We start from the raw sequence: 15,604 nt of genomic DNA, 5'->3' as shown, positions 1-15,604 counted from the left end.
ATGCGCAGAGACCTGTTCACCGACGATCACGAGGCGTTTCGCCAGCTGGCCCGCGACTTCATCGAGAAGGAGGTCGTGCCCGCCTACCCGGAGTGGGAGAAGGGCGGGCGCATGCCGCGCGACGTCTTCAAGAAAATGGGCGCGCTCGGGATGCTGGGGATGGCGATCCCCGAGGAGCACGGCGGCGGCGGCATGCCCGACTACCGTTACAACGTCGTGCTGCAGGAGGAGGCCGCCAAGGCACTGGTGACGCTGTCCACCGTGCGCACCCAACTCGAGGTGATCCTGCCGTACTTCCTGCACTACGCGAACGAAGAACAGCGCAAGCGCTGGTTCCCCGGGCTTGCCGACGGGACCCTGCTCACCGCCGTCGCGATGACCGAGCCGGGCACCGGATCCGACCTCGCGGGTATGCGCACCACCGCGGTGCGTGATGGCGACTACTGGATCGTCAACGGCGCCAAGACATTCATCACCGGCGGTATGCAGGCCGACCTGGTGATCGTGGTCGCCCGGACGTCCACCGACCCGGACAACCGCCGCAAGGGCTTGACGCTGCTCGTCGTCGAGGACGGGATGGCGGGCTTCACCCGCGGCCGTGAGCTGGAGAAGATGGGGTGCAAGGTCCAGGACACCGCCGAGCTGTCGTTCGTCGACGTCCGGGTCCCCGCGGAGAACGTTCTCGGCGAAGTGGACGAGGCGTTCGGATATCTAGGCCACAACCTGCCCCAGGAGCGTCTGACGGTCGCGGTCGGGTCGGTGGCGCAGGCGCGTTCGGCGATCGCCGCGGCGATCGGCTACACCAAGGACCGCAAGGCGTTCGGTCAGCCGGTCGCGTCGTTCCAGAACACCAAGTTCGAATTGGCCGCCTGTTCGACGGAGGTGGAGGCCGGCCAGGCGATGCTGGACCGCGCGATCGCGCTACACGTCGACGGGCAGCTGTCCGCCCCTGACGCAGCGCGGGTGAAGCTGTTCTGCACCGAGATGCAGCAACGCGTCATCGACCGCTGCCTGCAACTGTTCGGCGGATACGGCTACATGATGGAGTATCCGATCGCGCGGCTGTACACCGATGCGCGGGTGGCCCGGATCTACGCCGGCACCAGTGAGGTGATGAAGGTGATCATCGCCAAATCGCTGGGGCTCTGACCGCCTAAAACCCTGCGTTGAACGCAGTGAGCAGCGCGTCGAAAAGCCCGTCGATGGTGAGTGTCGGCATGGCGAAGAAGGTCGTCAGTCCATCGACTATCGGTATGGCCGAGTCGATCTCGGCCGGCGTCACCCAGAGGTAGGCAAGATGTAGCAGCAACTCGTACTCGACATCCTGGATGTTCGTGCCCAGTAGGCCGGGCACCGCAAAAAAGTCGCCGTAGATGTCGTACACCTCGGTCGGGTACAGGCTGTCGGGGACGCCGAGGGGGGAGGCGCCGGTCAACACGAAACGTAACGCGTCGCTGGGAACGCCGTCGGCGGACAGTTGCTGTTCGGCCAGGGCGGCGATGGCGCTGCTCTGCGAATAAGCGAAAATGGTCAGCGGGTCGCTGCACACGCCGAGCGCGTTGCAGTCCATGGCTCCCGAGGCGTAATCGGTCTCGATGGCTTTGATGAGGACGTCTTCACCCTGCGTCACGCTCGGGATGAAGTCGAAGGTCTCCGGAGTGGTGAGCGCCAGCGTCGTCGCGGTGGTGCCCTCGTAGCCACTCGGGTCGAGATAGAGGCTTTCCGCGCCGGCGATGTATGCGGCATCCGGTGTCGGTATGCCGGTTGAGCCCAAGACCAGCGCGTGGGTCGAGCCGATCAGAAAGTCGTCGTCGGCGTTGGCGGCACCGGCCGACACCACCGCAGCGCTGCAGAGCGCGGCGCCGAGCAATATTTTCTTCATCATTCCCCCGCCGAGACGACGAGACGTCCTGCGTCGATGTCCCGTCAGTGATGATTCAGGCCAAATTTATATTTGACACTTAGGAAAATATCAGGTCGGACCGCCTTGCGGAGGCTGAGCCGAAGAAATTCTCTCGCTGAGACCCTTGTCACAGCCCGCCCAACCAACCTACTGTGTGTTCAGTTAGTTGGTTGGACAGAGGAGTCCGGTGCCCGAGACACGGCCATACGAGTCGCTGCGGGCCAAGGGCGAGGACCGCAAGCAGCGGATCTTGGCCGTGGCGCAGCGGTTGCTGACCCGCAATGGGTGGCGCAACACGACACTGGCCCAGATCGCGGGCGAGGCCGGGGTCAGCCCGGCCGGCCTGCTGCATCACTTCGAATCCAAGGAACAACTGCTGCACGCGGTGCTCGACATCCGCGACGCAGACGACGACGCGCACGGCGACCGGGCCGGTGACCTGATCTCGGAGATCGCCGCGGTAGCCGAGCGTTATTACCGCTCGCCCGAGCTGATCGGCACCTACAGCGTGTTGCTCGCAGAGAACGTCGACCCCGACGCTCCGCTGCACGACCGCCTCACCGCCCGCTACCAGGCGGCGATCGACATCATCACCGAGCTCATCCGGCGGGGTCAGCGCGCCGGCCAGTTCCGTATGGACATTGATGTGACCGTCAAGGCAGTGCAGATTCTTGCCTTCATAACCGGAATGGAGACGACGTGGCTGATCAATCCCTCGATCCCACTGACCGAGGTTTTCAAGGAGTACTCGGAGTCGCTGGCCCGGGACATGGCGCCGCCGAACCAGGCGTGAGGTACCGGCTCGACGTCGTCGCCGCCGGTGTCGCCGACGTGGTGCGCTTCGCCGGCGGCTGGTTGTTCGACCGGACGATGGCGGGCTGGGACGTGACGGTGCTGGTTGCCGACCACCCCGACGAGCGTCCACTGCGGATCCTCGGCGCCCAGATTCTCGACCTCGAGTACGCGCTGGCGTCGGCCGGGCAACGACCGCCGCCGCAGACCCTGGCCGTGGCCGCTGACCTGTTCGACTGCGACTCCCGCGTCCGGGAGGGCGTCCTTCAGGCACTCGACCAGGGCGCCACCGAGGTCACGCTCTGGGGACAGTCGTGGCCGGCCGAGCTCGACGACAGTGTCGGACTCGTCGAGCACCGGCTCAGCGCGGCGGCCCAGGCGTTCAAGGCGTACGCGCTCACGGCTGCCGGGATATCCGCGGCGCCGATCGGGCCGATCGAGACTTTCCGCAGCCGGGTGCTCTCGGGCCCGTCAGTCGGGGCCGATCTCGTTCCCGCCAGCTGACTCACAGCGCGTCCGTCCGAACCGCGTTGACGACGCGGCCTGCCCTATGGAAATCTAATACTCATCTCTGAGAGGCCCATTCTCACAGATCGAGACTGGAACGGTGCGAAATGGTGAATGACGCGGGAGAGCTGGACTTTTTCCGAGGTACAGACCTCGTGGCAGACCCCTATCCCTACTACGAGTCACTTCGACAGCAGTGCCCCGTGACCAAGGAGAAGCACCACGACGTCACGATGGTGACCGGCTGGGAAGAAGCCTGCGCCGTCCTCAACGACGCCGAGACGTGGTCATCGTGCAACTCGGTGACCGGGCCGTTTCCCGGCTTCCCGGTGAGCCTCGAGGACAAGCGCGACAGCGACATCACCGAGCTGATCGAGCAGCACCGCGACGAGCTGCCGTTCAGCGACCAGCTGCCGACGCTCGACCCGCCAACCCACACCAACCACCGGTCGCTGCTGATGCGCCTGATCACTCCCAAGCGCCTCAAGGAGAACGAGGACGCGATGTGGGCGCTGGCCGACCAGGCGCTCGACGAATACCTGGCCCCCGGGCACGGCGAATTCATCAAGGGCTTCGCCAGCCCGTTCACGCTGCTGGTGATCGCAGACCTGCTCGGGGTGCCGTTGGAGGACCGCGACAAGTTCGTCCAGGGCATCCGCCAGCACTCGGGTGGTGGCGTCGGTGGCACCGGCAAGGAATCGCTGGCACACAGCCCGCTGGAATTCCTCTACGGTCTGTTCTCCGACTACGTCAACGACCGTCGCGCGAATCCGCGTGAGGACGTGCTGACCGGTCTCGCCACCGCGACGTATCCGGACGGCTCGACGCCCGACGTCGGCGACGTGGCGCGCGTTGCGGCCAACGTCTTTTCGGCGGGGCAGGAGACCACCGTGCGCCTGCTCGGCGCGTCGCTGCAGACGCTGGGGGAGCGCCCGGACATCCAGGCCCAGTTGCGCAAGGACCGCAGTCTGCTCCCGAACTTCATCGAGGAATCGTTGCGCCACGAGAGCCCGGTCAAGGGTGACTTCCGGATGAACCGGCGGCCGGTCAACATCGGTGGGGTCGACCTGCCCGCGGGCTCGACCGTGATGATCGTTCAGGCCGCGGCCAACCGCGACCCCCGCCGGTTCGATGACCCTGCGACTTTCGATCCCGTCAGAAAAAATGCCCGTCAGCACATCGCGTTCGGCCGGGGCATCCACAGCTGCCCCGGTGCGCCGCTCGCGCGCGCCGAGACCCGGGTGGCTCTCGAGCGACTACTCGACCGGACGTCCGACATCCGGATCAGTGAGCAGCACCACGGGCCGGCCAATGATCGGCGCTTCCAATATGTTCCGACCTACATATTGCGCGGGCTGACCGAGCTGCACCTGGAGTTCACGCCGGCATGAAGGTATGGGTAGACGACCAGCGTTGTCGCGGCCACGGGATGTGTCTCACGCTTTGTCCGGATGTGTTCACTCTGACCGATGACGGTTATGCGGAGGCGATCGACTCCGACGTGCCAACGGAGCTGGAGTCGGCCGCCCGTGAGGCCATCGAGTGCTGCCCCGAGCAGGCCATCAGCGAGAAATAGCCAGAACCACACGCGCACAGAAAGATTGAGTCAACTATGCCCAAGGGTTATGTCATCCTGACCGAGGCCATCAAAGATCCAGAAGGTATGAAGGCCTACGGCCGCGCGGCCGGTGCGGCGATGGGTGGGGTCAACGTTCTCGCGGTGGACACCAAGCCGGCAGTCCTCGAAGGCGATTGGCACGGTGACCAGACGGTCGTGCTGGAATTCGAGTCGGTCGACGCCGCCCGCGCGTGGTACGAGTCGGACGCCTACCAGGAGGCGGCGAAGCTGCGCCACGCCGCGGCCGACTGCAACGCGGTGATCATCGCCGGGTTCGCCTGAGCCGCAACGGGTTAGCGGGGGATCACGGGGTCGGTTTGGCCGGTCCGGCCGCGGTTCCGTGCAGGCACTGCTGATACTCCGGAGTACCGGGAAGATTCTCGGCGCCACAGTTGCATTCGCGAATATGTGCGGGGTTGCCGAGCGACTCGCAGAAGTCGCTCTGAGCCGATGCTGATGGCGCGGTCCACAAGACACCAGAGGCCAAGGCCGCCGCTGCGCCGCCGACCGTCGCCGCCAATAGTTTCGTCCTCATGCTGAATCCCTTTCGGTCGCTAGGCGAAGTCTAGGGGGTTCCAGGGAAAGTCGCAGCCGTCGTGTGCCGACGTGGAGTCCGACAGGAAGTGCTATTCGCTGATCGAAATGGCCTGACGCGGGCATTGCCGAACCGCGTCGAGCACCTGCTCCTCGTTGTCGGGGGTGACCTCTTCCTGCAACAAGGTCAGCGTGTCGTCATCCTCGAGTTGAAAAACCTCCGGGATGACGCCCATGCAGACCCCGTTGCTTTCGCACAGACCCCAGTCGACGTCGATCTTCTTTGTCACGCGATCCACCTCATCGCTGTACCTTCACCGGGACGTTCAGCCAGCCCGCGACGTTCTGCATGGTGACCCGCTTGCAGCCGTCCCATTGCACTTCGTAGCGGGGCATGAAGTCGAGCATCTTTTCCAGCGCGATGCGGCTTTCCATCCGGGCCAACGCGGCGCCGAGGCAACTGTGAATTCCGTAACCGAGGCCAAGATGCTGCGCTTCGGTGTGGTCGCGGTCGATGTTGAATTCCTCGGCGTCGGTGAACGCGTCCGGGTCACGATTGGCGGCGGCACCAATCAGAAACACCGGTTTGCCGGCGGGAATCGTGCCGCCGCTGGTGTGCGCCTCTTTCATCGTCCAGCGGACGTTGTACTGCACCGGCCCCTCGTAGCGCAGGAGTTCCTCGACGGCGCCCGGCACCTTGCTGCGGTCTTCTTTGAGCTTGTCCCACTCGTCCGGGTTGCGGGCAAAAATCACCGCTGCGTTGCCGATCAACTTGGTGACTGTTTCCGCGCCGGCGCCGCCGAGCAGCGTGGCGAATCCGCAGATCTCGATATCGTCGAGGTGTCGTAACGTGCCGCCCTCGCCGGGAATTTCGGCCGCGATCAGCCGACTGATCATGTCGTCCTGTGGGTCCTCGCGGCGCTGCTGCACCAGGCCGTAGTAGTACATCGCGGTGTCGATGTTGGCCTGCATGCCCGCTTCGCTGACCTCGATCTGCCCGGGTTCGCGGCTCAGGCTGGTGTCGATCCAGTGCCGCACCTGCTGACGGTATTCCTCCGGCACGCCGGCCATCGTGGTGATGACCTCGACGGGAAATGGTCCGGAGAAGTCCTGCACGACGTCGAACTGCTCTGGGTTGACCGCGTCCAGATACTTGTCGATCACCGTGTGGACCGTCTCGGTTTGCGACTGGATAGCGCGCGGGGTGAAGGCCTTGTTGAGCAGGCTGCGCATGTGGCGGTGATCCGGGGGATCCATGAAGATGATGGACCGCATCTCGGGGGAGATGCCCTTACGCACCATCGCCAGGTCGCAGCCGCGTGCCGAGGAGTAGGTCTCGTGATCCTTGAACGCGGCGGCCACGTCCTCGTGCCTGGTCAGCGCGTAGAAATCCTCTTTCTCGTCGTAGTACAGCGGGGAGTCCTCCCGCATTCGCCGGTAGATGTCGAACGGGTTGGCGAAGTACTCCTCGGAGAACGGATCAAAGACGACCTTGGGCTTGGTCATTGCAGCCTCCCCGGCGCCGGTGAGCGCCCTAAAGCTTTTCGACGGAATGCGTGACTGTAACGCTAACGGTAGACGCTTCGTCGCGGGCAAAAAACCCTCATTTCGCACCGGTCAAACCGACATCGATGACGCGGTCGAGCAAGCCGAGGTCGCCGCCCAGTTCAGCGGTGATCTGCCGGACAACCGCGATGTCCTTGCCGACGAATTCGCCCGCGGATTCGACGAACGACGCCACCGAACCCCCGGCGGCGACGATCTCCAGCACGCGACTGGTCCCGCTGCCGTGCGGGAGGGCGGCGAGCAGAGCGGACTCCCGCACGCCCAGCCGGTCCGCCAGCTCGACCGCGTTCGACAACAGACCGATCTGGGCCGCGAACAGGGCGTTGTTGACCAGCTTCACCTTCTGGCCCGCCCCGAGCGGCCCGACGTGCAGAACCGGCTTCCCGTAGCAGTTCAACACCGGCCGCACTCTTGCCACCGCGTCATCGCCGCCGCCGACGAACAGCGTCAAGGCGCCCGCGGCGGCATTGTGCGGGCCACCGCTGACCGGGGCATCCACGACGTCGACTCCGCGCGCGGCGACGGCCTCCGCCGTGCGGGGACTTCCGGTGGTGTGCAGCACCAGGGTCGAGCCGTTCGGCATCGCGTCGACCAGACCGTCGGTCAGGCAGATCTGCCGTACCTGTTCGTCGGTGAACACGCACAGCACCACCACCTCCGCCTCGGTGCACACCGCGGCGATCTGGTCAACGGGTGCTGCGCCCAATTGGGCGATGGCCGTGCGCTTCTCGTCGGATCGGCCGAGCGCGCGGACATCGTTGCCGGCCCCGACCAGGCGGCCTATCATCGGGCTGCCCATCCGGCCGGCTCCGATGAATCCAATCCTCACCGCGGGTGCTCCATCAGCGACAGCGTCTCGTCGGCGGCGTTCAACACCGTCCCGCCGGCAACCGATGAGGCGTCGGCGACGTCGGCCAACAGCCGGACATCCTTCTGCAACAAGGTGCCGGCCATGTCGGCGAGCCGGGCCAGGCCGGCGGTGTCACCACCAAGTACGTTGAGCGCGAAGCTGTTCCCGCTTCCGCGCGAAATGACCTCGGTCAGGCGATCGGGCCGGACGCCCAGCGCCTCACCGAGCGCCAGCGTGGTGGCCGCCGTCCCCAGGTTTGCGGTGAACAGCAGGTTGTTCAGCAACTTGGTGGTCTGGCCGGCGCCCAGCGCGCCGAGATGCACAATCGGATCCGCATAACTGGCGAACACCGGCCGGCACCGCTCGACGACCTCGCTGTCACCGCCGGCCATCACCAGCAGCCGTCCTTCTGCGACGGCCGGTGCACCACCGCTGACCGGCGCGTCGATGAGCGAGACACCCTGTGCCGCAGCTCTTTCGGCGAGCTGTAGGCAGGTCTTCGGATGCACGGTGCTGTGCACAGCGATGACACCCCCGGGCTTGAGTCCGGCCAGCACCCCGTTCTCACCCGCGACCAGTTCTTCGACGTCGGCGTCACCGACCACGCACAGACAGACGAGGTCGCTGGCAGCGGCCAGTGCGGCGGGGGTCTCGGCGACCGCGGCGGCGGTATCGGCGAACGGCTCGAGCGACGCCGGCCGGCGTGCCCATAGCGTGGTGGCGAAGCCAGCTTCGATGATTCGGCCCGCCATCGGTGCGCCCTGGCTGCCCAGGCCGATGAATCCGACGTCCATCAGTGCGCCTCCGAGCAGTCGTCGGCGAACCCGAAGACCGCCGAGTGGTAGGCCGCGGCGGTGTGACCGAGGCTGATGTTATGCCCGGCGCCGGTTTGCTCGTTGAGCTGAAACCGTGGTGCACCCGAGAACATTTCGGCGATCTCGCCTTGCGCCGATGAATCGGCCAGCCAGACCTTCTCATGCTCGGCCACGCTGAACTGAACGGGAATTCGCACCCGTGGCGCGAGCGCCGGGAAATCTTGCCGTGCCCAGTTGGACACCATCTGGTCCTCGTAAGGGGGAGCGCCCGGATACACCGTTGCGCCACTGAGCACTTCGGGTGGATACAGCTCGGTCGGATGCCACAACAGCTCACGCAGACCGGCCGGCCGGCGATCTCTGGTGGCGGCCTTGAGAATGTCACGCGCAGCGGGATGGTAGCGCCGGCCGGTACCGGACAGTTCGATGCCGATCACGTCGGCGCGCTGGTCGTCGGCAGCCATGCGCAGCGCGAGTTCACATCCACCGGAGTGGCCCAGCAGGAACAGCCCTGCGCCACGGTGCTTTTCGCCGAGGATGCGGTCCACCGCGCCGAAGGCCAGCCGGACCCGCTGCTCGGGCTGGGCCACCGCGTCGGGATAGGCCGCGGAGCTGCCGTAACCGGGCCGGTCGAGCGCTATCACCGTGTAGCCGTGCTGGGCACCCGTGCGCAGCAGTGACGACTCGGGGTGGCCGGGGCAGTCGAAATACAGTGCGGTGGTGCCCCCGCCGTGGATGGCGACGATCACCGCCCGCGGTTCTGGCGACTCGGACACCAACGCGGACATCGGCACCCCGTCGACGATGACCAGCCGTGGCTGAACGGGCTGCGTCATGCGCCGTCGGCCCGTAGCAGCAGCACCCCGCTCGGTGTCAGACCACCGCTGCTGACGACCCCGACGCGAGCGTCGGCGACCTGACGTTCACCACCCTCGCCGCGCAACTGCGTGACCGCCTCGTGCAGCAGGCCCATGCCGTGGGTCCGGCCGTGGGAAAGCTGACCGCCGTGGGTGTTCAGCGGCAGCTGCCCGTCGCGGGCGATGTTCTTGCCGCCGTCGAGAAAGTCGCGTGCTTCACCGATTCCGCAGAACCCCAGCGCTTCGATCCAGGACAGGCAATTCATCGTGAACCCGTCGTACAACTCGGCAACATCGACGTCGCGGGGCGTCAGCGATGTCCGCGACCACAGGTGTGCCGCTTGGCCGAGCACCTGCGGCTCGTGGGTCAATGTGCTTTGGTCCCAGTCGATCCGCTCGATGATCTGGGTGCCGACGGCATCGACGTAGACCGGGGCCTTGGCGGTGTCCTGCGCGGCGTCGACGGCGGATACGATCACCGCGATCGCGCCGTCGCAGGGCACGTCGCAGTCGTAGAGCCCGAAGGGCGAGGTGATCGGCCGCGCGTCGAGGTAGTCGTCCATGGTCATCGGCGTCCGGTACACGGCGGTCGGGTTGAGTTCGGCGTTGGCGCGCTGGTTCAACGCGATCCAGCCCAAGGTTTCCTTGGTGGTGCCGTAGCGGTGGAAGTGGCGTTGTGCGTTCTGCGCCAACGTGTGTGCTGCCGACGTAGCTCCGAACGGCAGCAGCCAGTCGGCACGGCGGCCACCGGACAGCGGGATCTTGCCCTGTTTCATCTGCTCGTTGAAAGTGGCTTCCCACAACGTCCGGAAGCACAGCACGTGACGGGCCAGCCCACCCGCGACAGCAAGCATCGCCGCGATCACCGAACCGCCCGGGCCGAAGGTCTCCATGCCGCCGTTGTGCCAGGTCGGCCGGATACCCATGGCAGCCTCGAGTGCGGTGACGCCGCCTTCCCCGAAGCCGCCCAGGTTCCCGCCGCCGGGATACGTTGAGAGACCGTCGATGTCGTCGATCGTCAGCCCGGCGTCCGCGATGGCGGCCTCGCAGGCCGCGACGGTCAGCGACAGCGGTGGCACCATCAACCGCCGGCCGATCTCCGACATACCGATGCCGGTGAGTGCCACCTTGTCTTCGAACTTCTCTGCCGTGAGCATCGGCCGGACGAACTCTCCGAAGCGTTCCGGCGCGATCTCATCGACCGGTAACTGCCCGAGCTCGGCACCCTCGACAAGGCGGAACAGCGGCAACCACACGTCGTCGTCCTGCTCGAAGACGACTTCGACCTGCTGGCCCAACTCGAGTTGCCCGGGATCGCATTCGATGATGTTGGTGGTCAACCGAACTCGCGGATCCTCGGCGATCGCGACCTGCGCGACCACGTAGGGCGCGGGCAGGCCGGGCAGACTGAATCTCTCGTTGATCGTGAACCCGGCCAGTGTGGCGCGCCCCGACACCGCCCGCACGCCGAGGTTGTGCGAACGGCAGTACCGGCACACCGGGGCCGGCGGATGGATCAGCGCGGAGCAGTCGGTGCACTCCTGCAAGCGCAGCCTGCCGTCGGCTCCCGACTTCCAGAAGAACTCGTTGTCGTCGGTGATCAACGGCAGCGGGCGTCCGGTCAACGGGTGAACCCCCACTCCGCCTCGTTGGCTTCGGTTTTCAGATGCTCGGCCGCGTCAGGGGCGCCGACGGACCGGTCGTGCGGTTCGGCCTCCCGGTGCTCGCCCCACTCGGTGATGGCGTGCACGGGGCAGTCCAGCAGGGCCCGCAACACACCGTCACGGTCGGCTTCGCTGACGTCGCCTCCGCCCTCCAGCGACGCGTATCCCCAGTCGTCGAGGGAGAAGTACTTCGGCGCATGTTTGGCACACAGCCCGAAACCGTCGCAGATCGTGCGATCCAGCCGAACCTTCACAGCGCCTCCACCTGATAGGGCCGGTCTGCCAGGAAGGCCCCCGATTGGCATGTCTGACAACCGTTGTCGAGATGGTTCTGGACCAGATCGGGGAACTTCGCCAGCAGGCTGGCGGCGATGTTCGTCGCCGCGTCCAACGTGCCGCAGGCGCCGCGTCCGCGAAGCACCACCGACCAGCGGCGCAACCTGGCCACGTCCTCCTCGGTGGCGACGCCGTCGCGCAGGGCCCCCGCGACGGCGGCCATGGCCGCGGTTCCGTTGAAGCACGACCCGCACTGCCCGGCGTTCTCTCGATCGAAATAGGCCAACACGGACGCGGCAACGGCGAGCGGGCAGTCTTCGGTGATCACGGTGATCGCGCCGTTACCCAGCCCGCTGCCGAGATCGCGAAGTGTCTCGTGGTCCAGCGTGGTGTCGAGCACCACGCGATCCAGCAGGCCGGCGAAATAGCCGCCGATCAGGGCGCCGCGCACACTGTCAGGTGAAACACCATGCAGCGCAAGAAGATCAGTGAACGGTAGGCCGTGCGGTACTTCGTAGAGCGCGGGCGGACGTCCGGCACCGGTGAGCGTGACCAGGAGGCTGCCCGGTGACGACGACGTGCCCACCGTGCGGAACTCCGCCGACCCGTGCCGCTGCAGGAACGGCAAGCCGGCCAGCGTCTCGACATTGCTGACCAGCGTGGGCAGTCCACCGACGCCTTCCTGGAACGGACGCGGCGGCTTGTCGGTCGGCTTGGCGGGCCCACCGTTGAGCGCGCGGACCGCCGCGGTCTCCTCACCCGCCACGTAGCCAGCGTCGACGGTGTGCACTTCGATGGCGATCCCACCGAACGGATCGGGTCCGAGTTCGGCCAACGCGGCGTCCACACTGCGTGCCGAATCCGCGTCCGACACATAGACGTATGCACGGTCGGCGGCAACGATCGACGCGGCGAGCCGCAGTCCATCGAGGACCAGATGCGGACGGTACCGCAGCAGCCAGCGGTCTTTGACCGAAGCCGGTTCTCCCTCTTCGCCATTGGCGACAACAACCGCCCCACCGGCGACGCGGCCGTTGTCACGCACCGCGCGCGCCTTGACCGCGAACGGGAACCCGGCCCCGCCGCGTCCGAGGAGTCCGCCGGCTTCGACCTCGTCGAGCAGCTCATCGGCTCCGGCGAGCGGCAGGTATCCGGTGTAGGCGCCGAGGTCTTCGCGGCCGCCGTCCTGCGTCAACAACCGCGGCGTCAACCCGGGCGAAGTGCCGACAGAGATCGCAGGCGGGGCACTGGTCTCCATCAGTCGGCTCCCGGCGTCACGGTTAGGCTGGCACACATGCGAACCGCAGTCGTGCGCGTCAACGTCGACCCGGACAACACGCTGGAGCCGGCGCAATTAACCGAGGGCATGACGGTGCTCCTGGAGCGTGTCGGCCACCTGGGTGGCGACGTGATCGTGAAAGACCTTGGAGCCATGCCCGCCGGCCGCCGCGAGGTGGAGCTCCTGATCACCTGCGACGATGCCGATACGGCCAGCCAGGCGGCGATCGAGCTGTGCGCCAAAGCTTTTGCGACCACACCGACGCCCGGTGTGATCACCTTCGTCAGCCGGGGAACCGACGACGACGCGCACGGCGTACTGGCCGGGTTCGGGTTGACCGGCGACATCATTCGCACCCCCGGCGACGACAGCTTCGACATCATCGACGTGACACTGCGTGAAGCCGACCTCGATCGTATCCCCGAAAGCCGGGTCCACACCGCGCTCGAGGCGTCGCTGAACTGCGAAGTACGCATTCACACCGTGTAGCCGCATCAGGATCCCAGGAACTTCAGGATCGGCGGCGCGGCCTGCACCCAGGTGTCAAACATGTTGAAGTGCTTGACTTTGCCCGAAGCGCGATCCTCGGACGCGCGCTCCCAGGCATCCTCCGGCCACGGCGGATCGATCACTTTCGATCCCTTGATCAAGCAACTGACTTCCAGCGATGTGCGCTTGGGATGGTCCATGTCGTTCTCGCCGCCGCGAATGATCAAGGTGGGAACCTTGATCCGATCGAACATCTCGTCGTCGACACCGGGAATCGTCTGTCCAGGCTTGGACACGAAGGCGTTGAGCCACCGCAGCATCAGCTTGAGGAATTCGTCGGAGTCGAACTCGAGGAAGCGCTTCTCGTTGTCGGGGTTCTCCTCGATGCGCTCGCGCCACTCCTGAACCTGGGTCACACCGGGCATACCGGTTCCGCGCACCGCCAGGATGCTCGGGACGATGTAGTAGGACCCGAGCACGAAGGTCCCGTAGATGCCGCCGACGATGTTCCAGACCACCAGCTTCTCGACCAGCTCCGGATAGAGCATGGTGGTCAGCATGGAATCCCTTGCGCCACCGGAGCCGCCGGCCAGGATGCACCGATCGAAACCCAGCCCGGTGACCAGCTTGTGCAGCGTCTCAGCACGCATGTGCGATTCGCTCTGCCCGTAGAACTGGACATCGGAGGCGCCGCAATTGGGCCGGTCCCACAGCAGCACCCGGTAGCCGCCGTCGGCCAGCGCCTCGGCCAACGGTCGCAGGCCGGGGATCTCCTTGCTGAACCGGCCACCGGGCGTCAGTGCGATCAAATCACCTGACTCACCGAGGATCTCGTAGACGACGTTGCCACCGTTCACCTCGATAGAAGACACAGATTCTCCTGTCGCTCAGGCCTGTACCAGGACGTCGTTGCCGACGACCCGCACCGGGTAGGTGCGGATGCTCCACTCCGGTTTGACCGCCGTCGTGCCGGTCGCCAACTCGAAACCCCATTGGTGCCAGGGGCAGTAGATGTATTCCTTGTCGCGCACCATCACCGCATCGCCGGGCGCGGTCTCGTCCACGATCGTGCGGCCACGCGCCCGCCCCGAGCACAACGGACCACCTTGGTGCGGGCAGTAATTCGCGATGGCGTAGAAGGTTCCGTTGACGTTGTAGACACCCACACCGTGCCGACCGATCGGCACCAATTTGTGCTTACCCGAGGGGATCTCGTCGACGGTGGCGACGACGTGCTCGCGGCCCTGAGCCAAGCGGGGTTGAGGCCGCTCGGCGATGTCGTCCGCCAACTCAGAGCACCCGGACTTGACCCTCGAGGACGGGAACCGTCTCCGGAAGGTGGTAGGTCGCAATCCCGTTCTTGTACATCACGGCGTCCCGGGCGTGCTTGGGCAAGTGCTTGACCAACCAGCGCGGGTCATCGAAGGTCCAGTGCGGGTAGTCCGAGGAGAACAGCAGGATCTTCTCGCATTCCATCCACTCCAGGGCGCGGGTCAACTCGGTCTTGTCCTCCGGGTAGTCCAGCGGCTGGGTGGTGAACTTGATGTGTTCTTTGACGTATTCGGACGGCTTGCGCTTGATGCCCAGCCAGGATTTGCGCGCGTCGTAGATCGCGTCCATCCGCCACATCAGCGGCAGGATCCAGCTGAAGGCGTGCTCGACGAACACGATCCGTAGCGTCGGGAAGCGGTCGAAAACGCCGTCGAAGATCAGGCTCATCACCTGGTTGGCAGCCAGCAGCGAGTAGGTGACCATGAAGTCGTGGTTGTAGCTGGGATAGCCCACCGGCGGCGCGGGCAGTTCCTCGAACTGGCTGCGTGACAGGTGGCAGCTGACGGTGATGTCGTGCTTGGTGGCGGCGGCCCAGATCGGGTCGTATTTCGGGTTGCCCCACGACGGCCGTGGCTCGGCTTTGATCAGGATCTGCGCCATGTAGGGATGGCCGGCCCACTTCTCGATCTCGAGGACCGATTCCTCGGGCTGTTCGATCGCCGCGCAGATCGAACCGCGCCACCGCTGGTGCCAGTTGTTGTGGCCGTCGAGCCAGTGCTGGGCCTGCCACTCGTTGAGCGCGGCCGCCATCGCGTGCTGCGCCTCGGGTAGCCGGGCCGGGTAGGCCGCCGGCTCGAGGATGCAGATGTCGGAGCCCGCTTCCATGATCAGCTGCCGAAATGCCATGTCCGGGTCGCTGCAAGCGAATTCGCCGTCCGGGGGGAAGGCGTCGGTGCGCATCGCGTAGCTGTGCGCGTAATCCGGGGCGTCGTAGTAGATCTGCTCGCCGACATCGCGGGTGCCGAAGTACTTGCTGCGCCAGGGCTCGGGGATGTACTGGACGAGCTCGCCGCGCCGGGGTGCCGGGTGGACATCCGAGTCGACGCACCGCACCGCGATGCGTTCGGCGGCGGGAACACGCTCCTGGGAATGGGTCAGCGTCATCTCGATCTCCTCGCTCTC

At 65.9% G+C, this 15,604-nt stretch carries 20 protein-coding genes; 7 read left to right on the top strand and 13 right to left on the bottom strand.

Going from position 1 to position 15,604, the window contains the following annotated elements; genetic code table 11:
* The gene (locus tag CYU59_RS00275) at nt 1-1,149 is read left to right on the top strand and encodes an acyl-CoA dehydrogenase family protein (RefSeq protein ID WP_292974717.1); all 1,149 of its coding nucleotides are present in this window, start codon (nt 1-3) and stop codon (nt 1,147-1,149) included.
* 4 nt (nt 1,150-1,153) lie between these two features.
* On the opposite strand, the gene CYU59_RS00270 is transcribed toward CYU59_RS00275, so the two are convergent.
* On the bottom strand, nt 1,154-1,882 hold the full coding sequence (locus CYU59_RS00270) for a PE-PPE domain-containing protein (RefSeq protein ID WP_292974716.1): 729 nt from the start codon (nt 1,880-1,882) through the stop codon (nt 1,154-1,156).
* A gap of 208 nt (nt 1,883-2,090) precedes the next feature.
* Between CYU59_RS00270 and CYU59_RS00265 the strand changes: the two genes are divergently transcribed.
* From CYU59_RS00265 to CYU59_RS00245, 5 genes are all read left to right on the top strand, one after another.
* Complete coding sequence (locus CYU59_RS00265; protein WP_292974715.1) at nt 2,091-2,696, top strand: TetR/AcrR family transcriptional regulator; 606 nt, start codon at nt 2,091-2,093, stop codon at nt 2,694-2,696.
* Nucleotides 2,693-3,199, top strand: a complete 507-nt coding sequence (locus CYU59_RS00260; RefSeq protein ID WP_292974714.1) for a hypothetical protein — start codon at nt 2,693-2,695, stop codon at nt 3,197-3,199. The genes CYU59_RS00265 and CYU59_RS00260 overlap by 4 nt, the downstream gene beginning before the upstream one ends.
* A gap of 110 nt (nt 3,200-3,309) precedes the next feature.
* Nucleotides 3,310-4,593, top strand: a complete 1,284-nt coding sequence (locus CYU59_RS00255) for a cytochrome P450 (protein WP_292974713.1) — start codon at nt 3,310-3,312, stop codon at nt 4,591-4,593.
* On the top strand, nt 4,590-4,778 hold the full coding sequence (locus CYU59_RS00250) for a ferredoxin (RefSeq protein ID WP_292974712.1): 189 nt from the start codon (nt 4,590-4,592) through the stop codon (nt 4,776-4,778). The genes CYU59_RS00255 and CYU59_RS00250 overlap by 4 nt, the downstream gene beginning before the upstream one ends.
* A gap of 36 nt (nt 4,779-4,814) precedes the next feature.
* On the top strand, nt 4,815-5,102 hold the full coding sequence (locus CYU59_RS00245) for a DUF1330 domain-containing protein (RefSeq protein WP_292974711.1): 288 nt from the start codon (nt 4,815-4,817) through the stop codon (nt 5,100-5,102).
* Between the two features lie 22 nt (nt 5,103-5,124).
* On the opposite strand, the gene CYU59_RS00240 is transcribed toward CYU59_RS00245, so the two are convergent.
* The 9 genes from CYU59_RS00240 to CYU59_RS00200 all read right to left on the bottom strand — a co-directional run bounded on the left by CYU59_RS00240 (nt 5,125) and on the right by CYU59_RS00200 (nt 12,640).
* Nucleotides 5,125-5,355, bottom strand: a complete 231-nt coding sequence (locus tag CYU59_RS00240) for a hypothetical protein (protein ID WP_292974710.1) — start codon at nt 5,353-5,355, stop codon at nt 5,125-5,127.
* Nucleotides 5,356-5,446: 91 nt separating this feature from the next.
* On the bottom strand, nt 5,447-5,644 hold the full coding sequence (locus tag CYU59_RS00235) for a ferredoxin (RefSeq protein WP_292974709.1): 198 nt from the start codon (nt 5,642-5,644) through the stop codon (nt 5,447-5,449).
* A gap of 10 nt (nt 5,645-5,654) precedes the next feature.
* Nucleotides 5,655-6,860, bottom strand: a complete 1,206-nt coding sequence (locus CYU59_RS00230) for a cytochrome P450 (RefSeq protein ID WP_292974708.1) — start codon at nt 6,858-6,860, stop codon at nt 5,655-5,657.
* 97 nt (nt 6,861-6,957) lie between these two features.
* Entirely contained in the window at nt 6,958-7,749 is a 792-nt protein-coding gene (locus CYU59_RS00225; RefSeq protein ID WP_292974707.1) for an NAD(P)-dependent oxidoreductase, read from the bottom strand.
* Nucleotides 7,746-8,564, bottom strand: a complete 819-nt coding sequence (locus CYU59_RS00220; protein ID WP_292974706.1) for an NAD(P)-dependent oxidoreductase — start codon at nt 8,562-8,564, stop codon at nt 7,746-7,748. Before CYU59_RS00220 ends, CYU59_RS00225 begins: the two co-directional genes overlap by 4 nt.
* Nucleotides 8,564-9,421: an alpha/beta hydrolase gene (locus CYU59_RS00215; protein WP_292974705.1), complete on the bottom strand. Its 858-nt coding sequence runs from the start codon at nt 9,419-9,421 to the stop codon at nt 8,564-8,566. Before CYU59_RS00215 ends, CYU59_RS00220 begins: the two co-directional genes overlap by 1 nt.
* Nucleotides 9,418-11,082: an OB-fold domain-containing protein gene (locus CYU59_RS00210; RefSeq protein WP_292974704.1), complete on the bottom strand. Its 1,665-nt coding sequence runs from the start codon at nt 11,080-11,082 to the stop codon at nt 9,418-9,420. Before CYU59_RS00210 ends, CYU59_RS00215 begins: the two co-directional genes overlap by 4 nt.
* A complete protein-coding gene (locus CYU59_RS00205; protein ID WP_292974703.1) occupies nt 11,064-11,360 on the bottom strand; it encodes a ferredoxin in 297 nt (98 codons plus the stop codon). The genes CYU59_RS00210 and CYU59_RS00205 overlap by 19 nt, the downstream gene beginning before the upstream one ends.
* Nucleotides 11,357-12,640: an NADH-ubiquinone oxidoreductase-F iron-sulfur binding region domain-containing protein gene (locus tag CYU59_RS00200; protein ID WP_292974702.1), complete on the bottom strand. Its 1,284-nt coding sequence runs from the start codon at nt 12,638-12,640 to the stop codon at nt 11,357-11,359. The genes CYU59_RS00205 and CYU59_RS00200 overlap by 4 nt, the downstream gene beginning before the upstream one ends.
* Before the next feature lie 36 nt (nt 12,641-12,676).
* On the opposite strand from CYU59_RS00200, the gene CYU59_RS00195 reads away from it, so the two are divergent.
* A complete protein-coding gene (locus tag CYU59_RS00195) occupies nt 12,677-13,150 on the top strand; it encodes a hypothetical protein (RefSeq protein WP_292974701.1) in 474 nt (157 codons plus the stop codon).
* A 5-nt stretch (nt 13,151-13,155) separates the two neighbouring features.
* Here CYU59_RS00195 and CYU59_RS00190 read toward each other — a convergent pair whose 3' ends face one another.
* From CYU59_RS00190 to CYU59_RS00180, 3 genes are read right to left on the bottom strand one after another with little or no spacing between them, the layout of a single operon-like run.
* A complete protein-coding gene (locus tag CYU59_RS00190) occupies nt 13,156-14,022 on the bottom strand; it encodes an alpha/beta hydrolase (protein ID WP_292974700.1) in 867 nt (288 codons plus the stop codon).
* Nucleotides 14,023-14,037: 15 nt separating this feature from the next.
* Entirely contained in the window at nt 14,038-14,427 is a 390-nt protein-coding gene (locus CYU59_RS00185; protein WP_292974731.1) for a Rieske (2Fe-2S) protein, read from the bottom strand.
* A 13-nt stretch (nt 14,428-14,440) separates the two neighbouring features.
* Nucleotides 14,441-15,586, bottom strand: a complete 1,146-nt coding sequence (locus CYU59_RS00180; protein ID WP_292974699.1) for an amidohydrolase family protein — start codon at nt 15,584-15,586, stop codon at nt 14,441-14,443.
* Nucleotides 15,587-15,604 lie beyond the last annotated feature (18 nt).

Origin of the sequence: Mycobacterium sp. (genome assembly GCF_002863225.1) — a bacterium.
Taxonomy (GTDB): Bacteria; Actinomycetota; Actinomycetes; order Mycobacteriales; family Mycobacteriaceae; genus Mycobacterium.
This window is presented reverse-complemented; position numbering and strand designations above follow the sequence as displayed.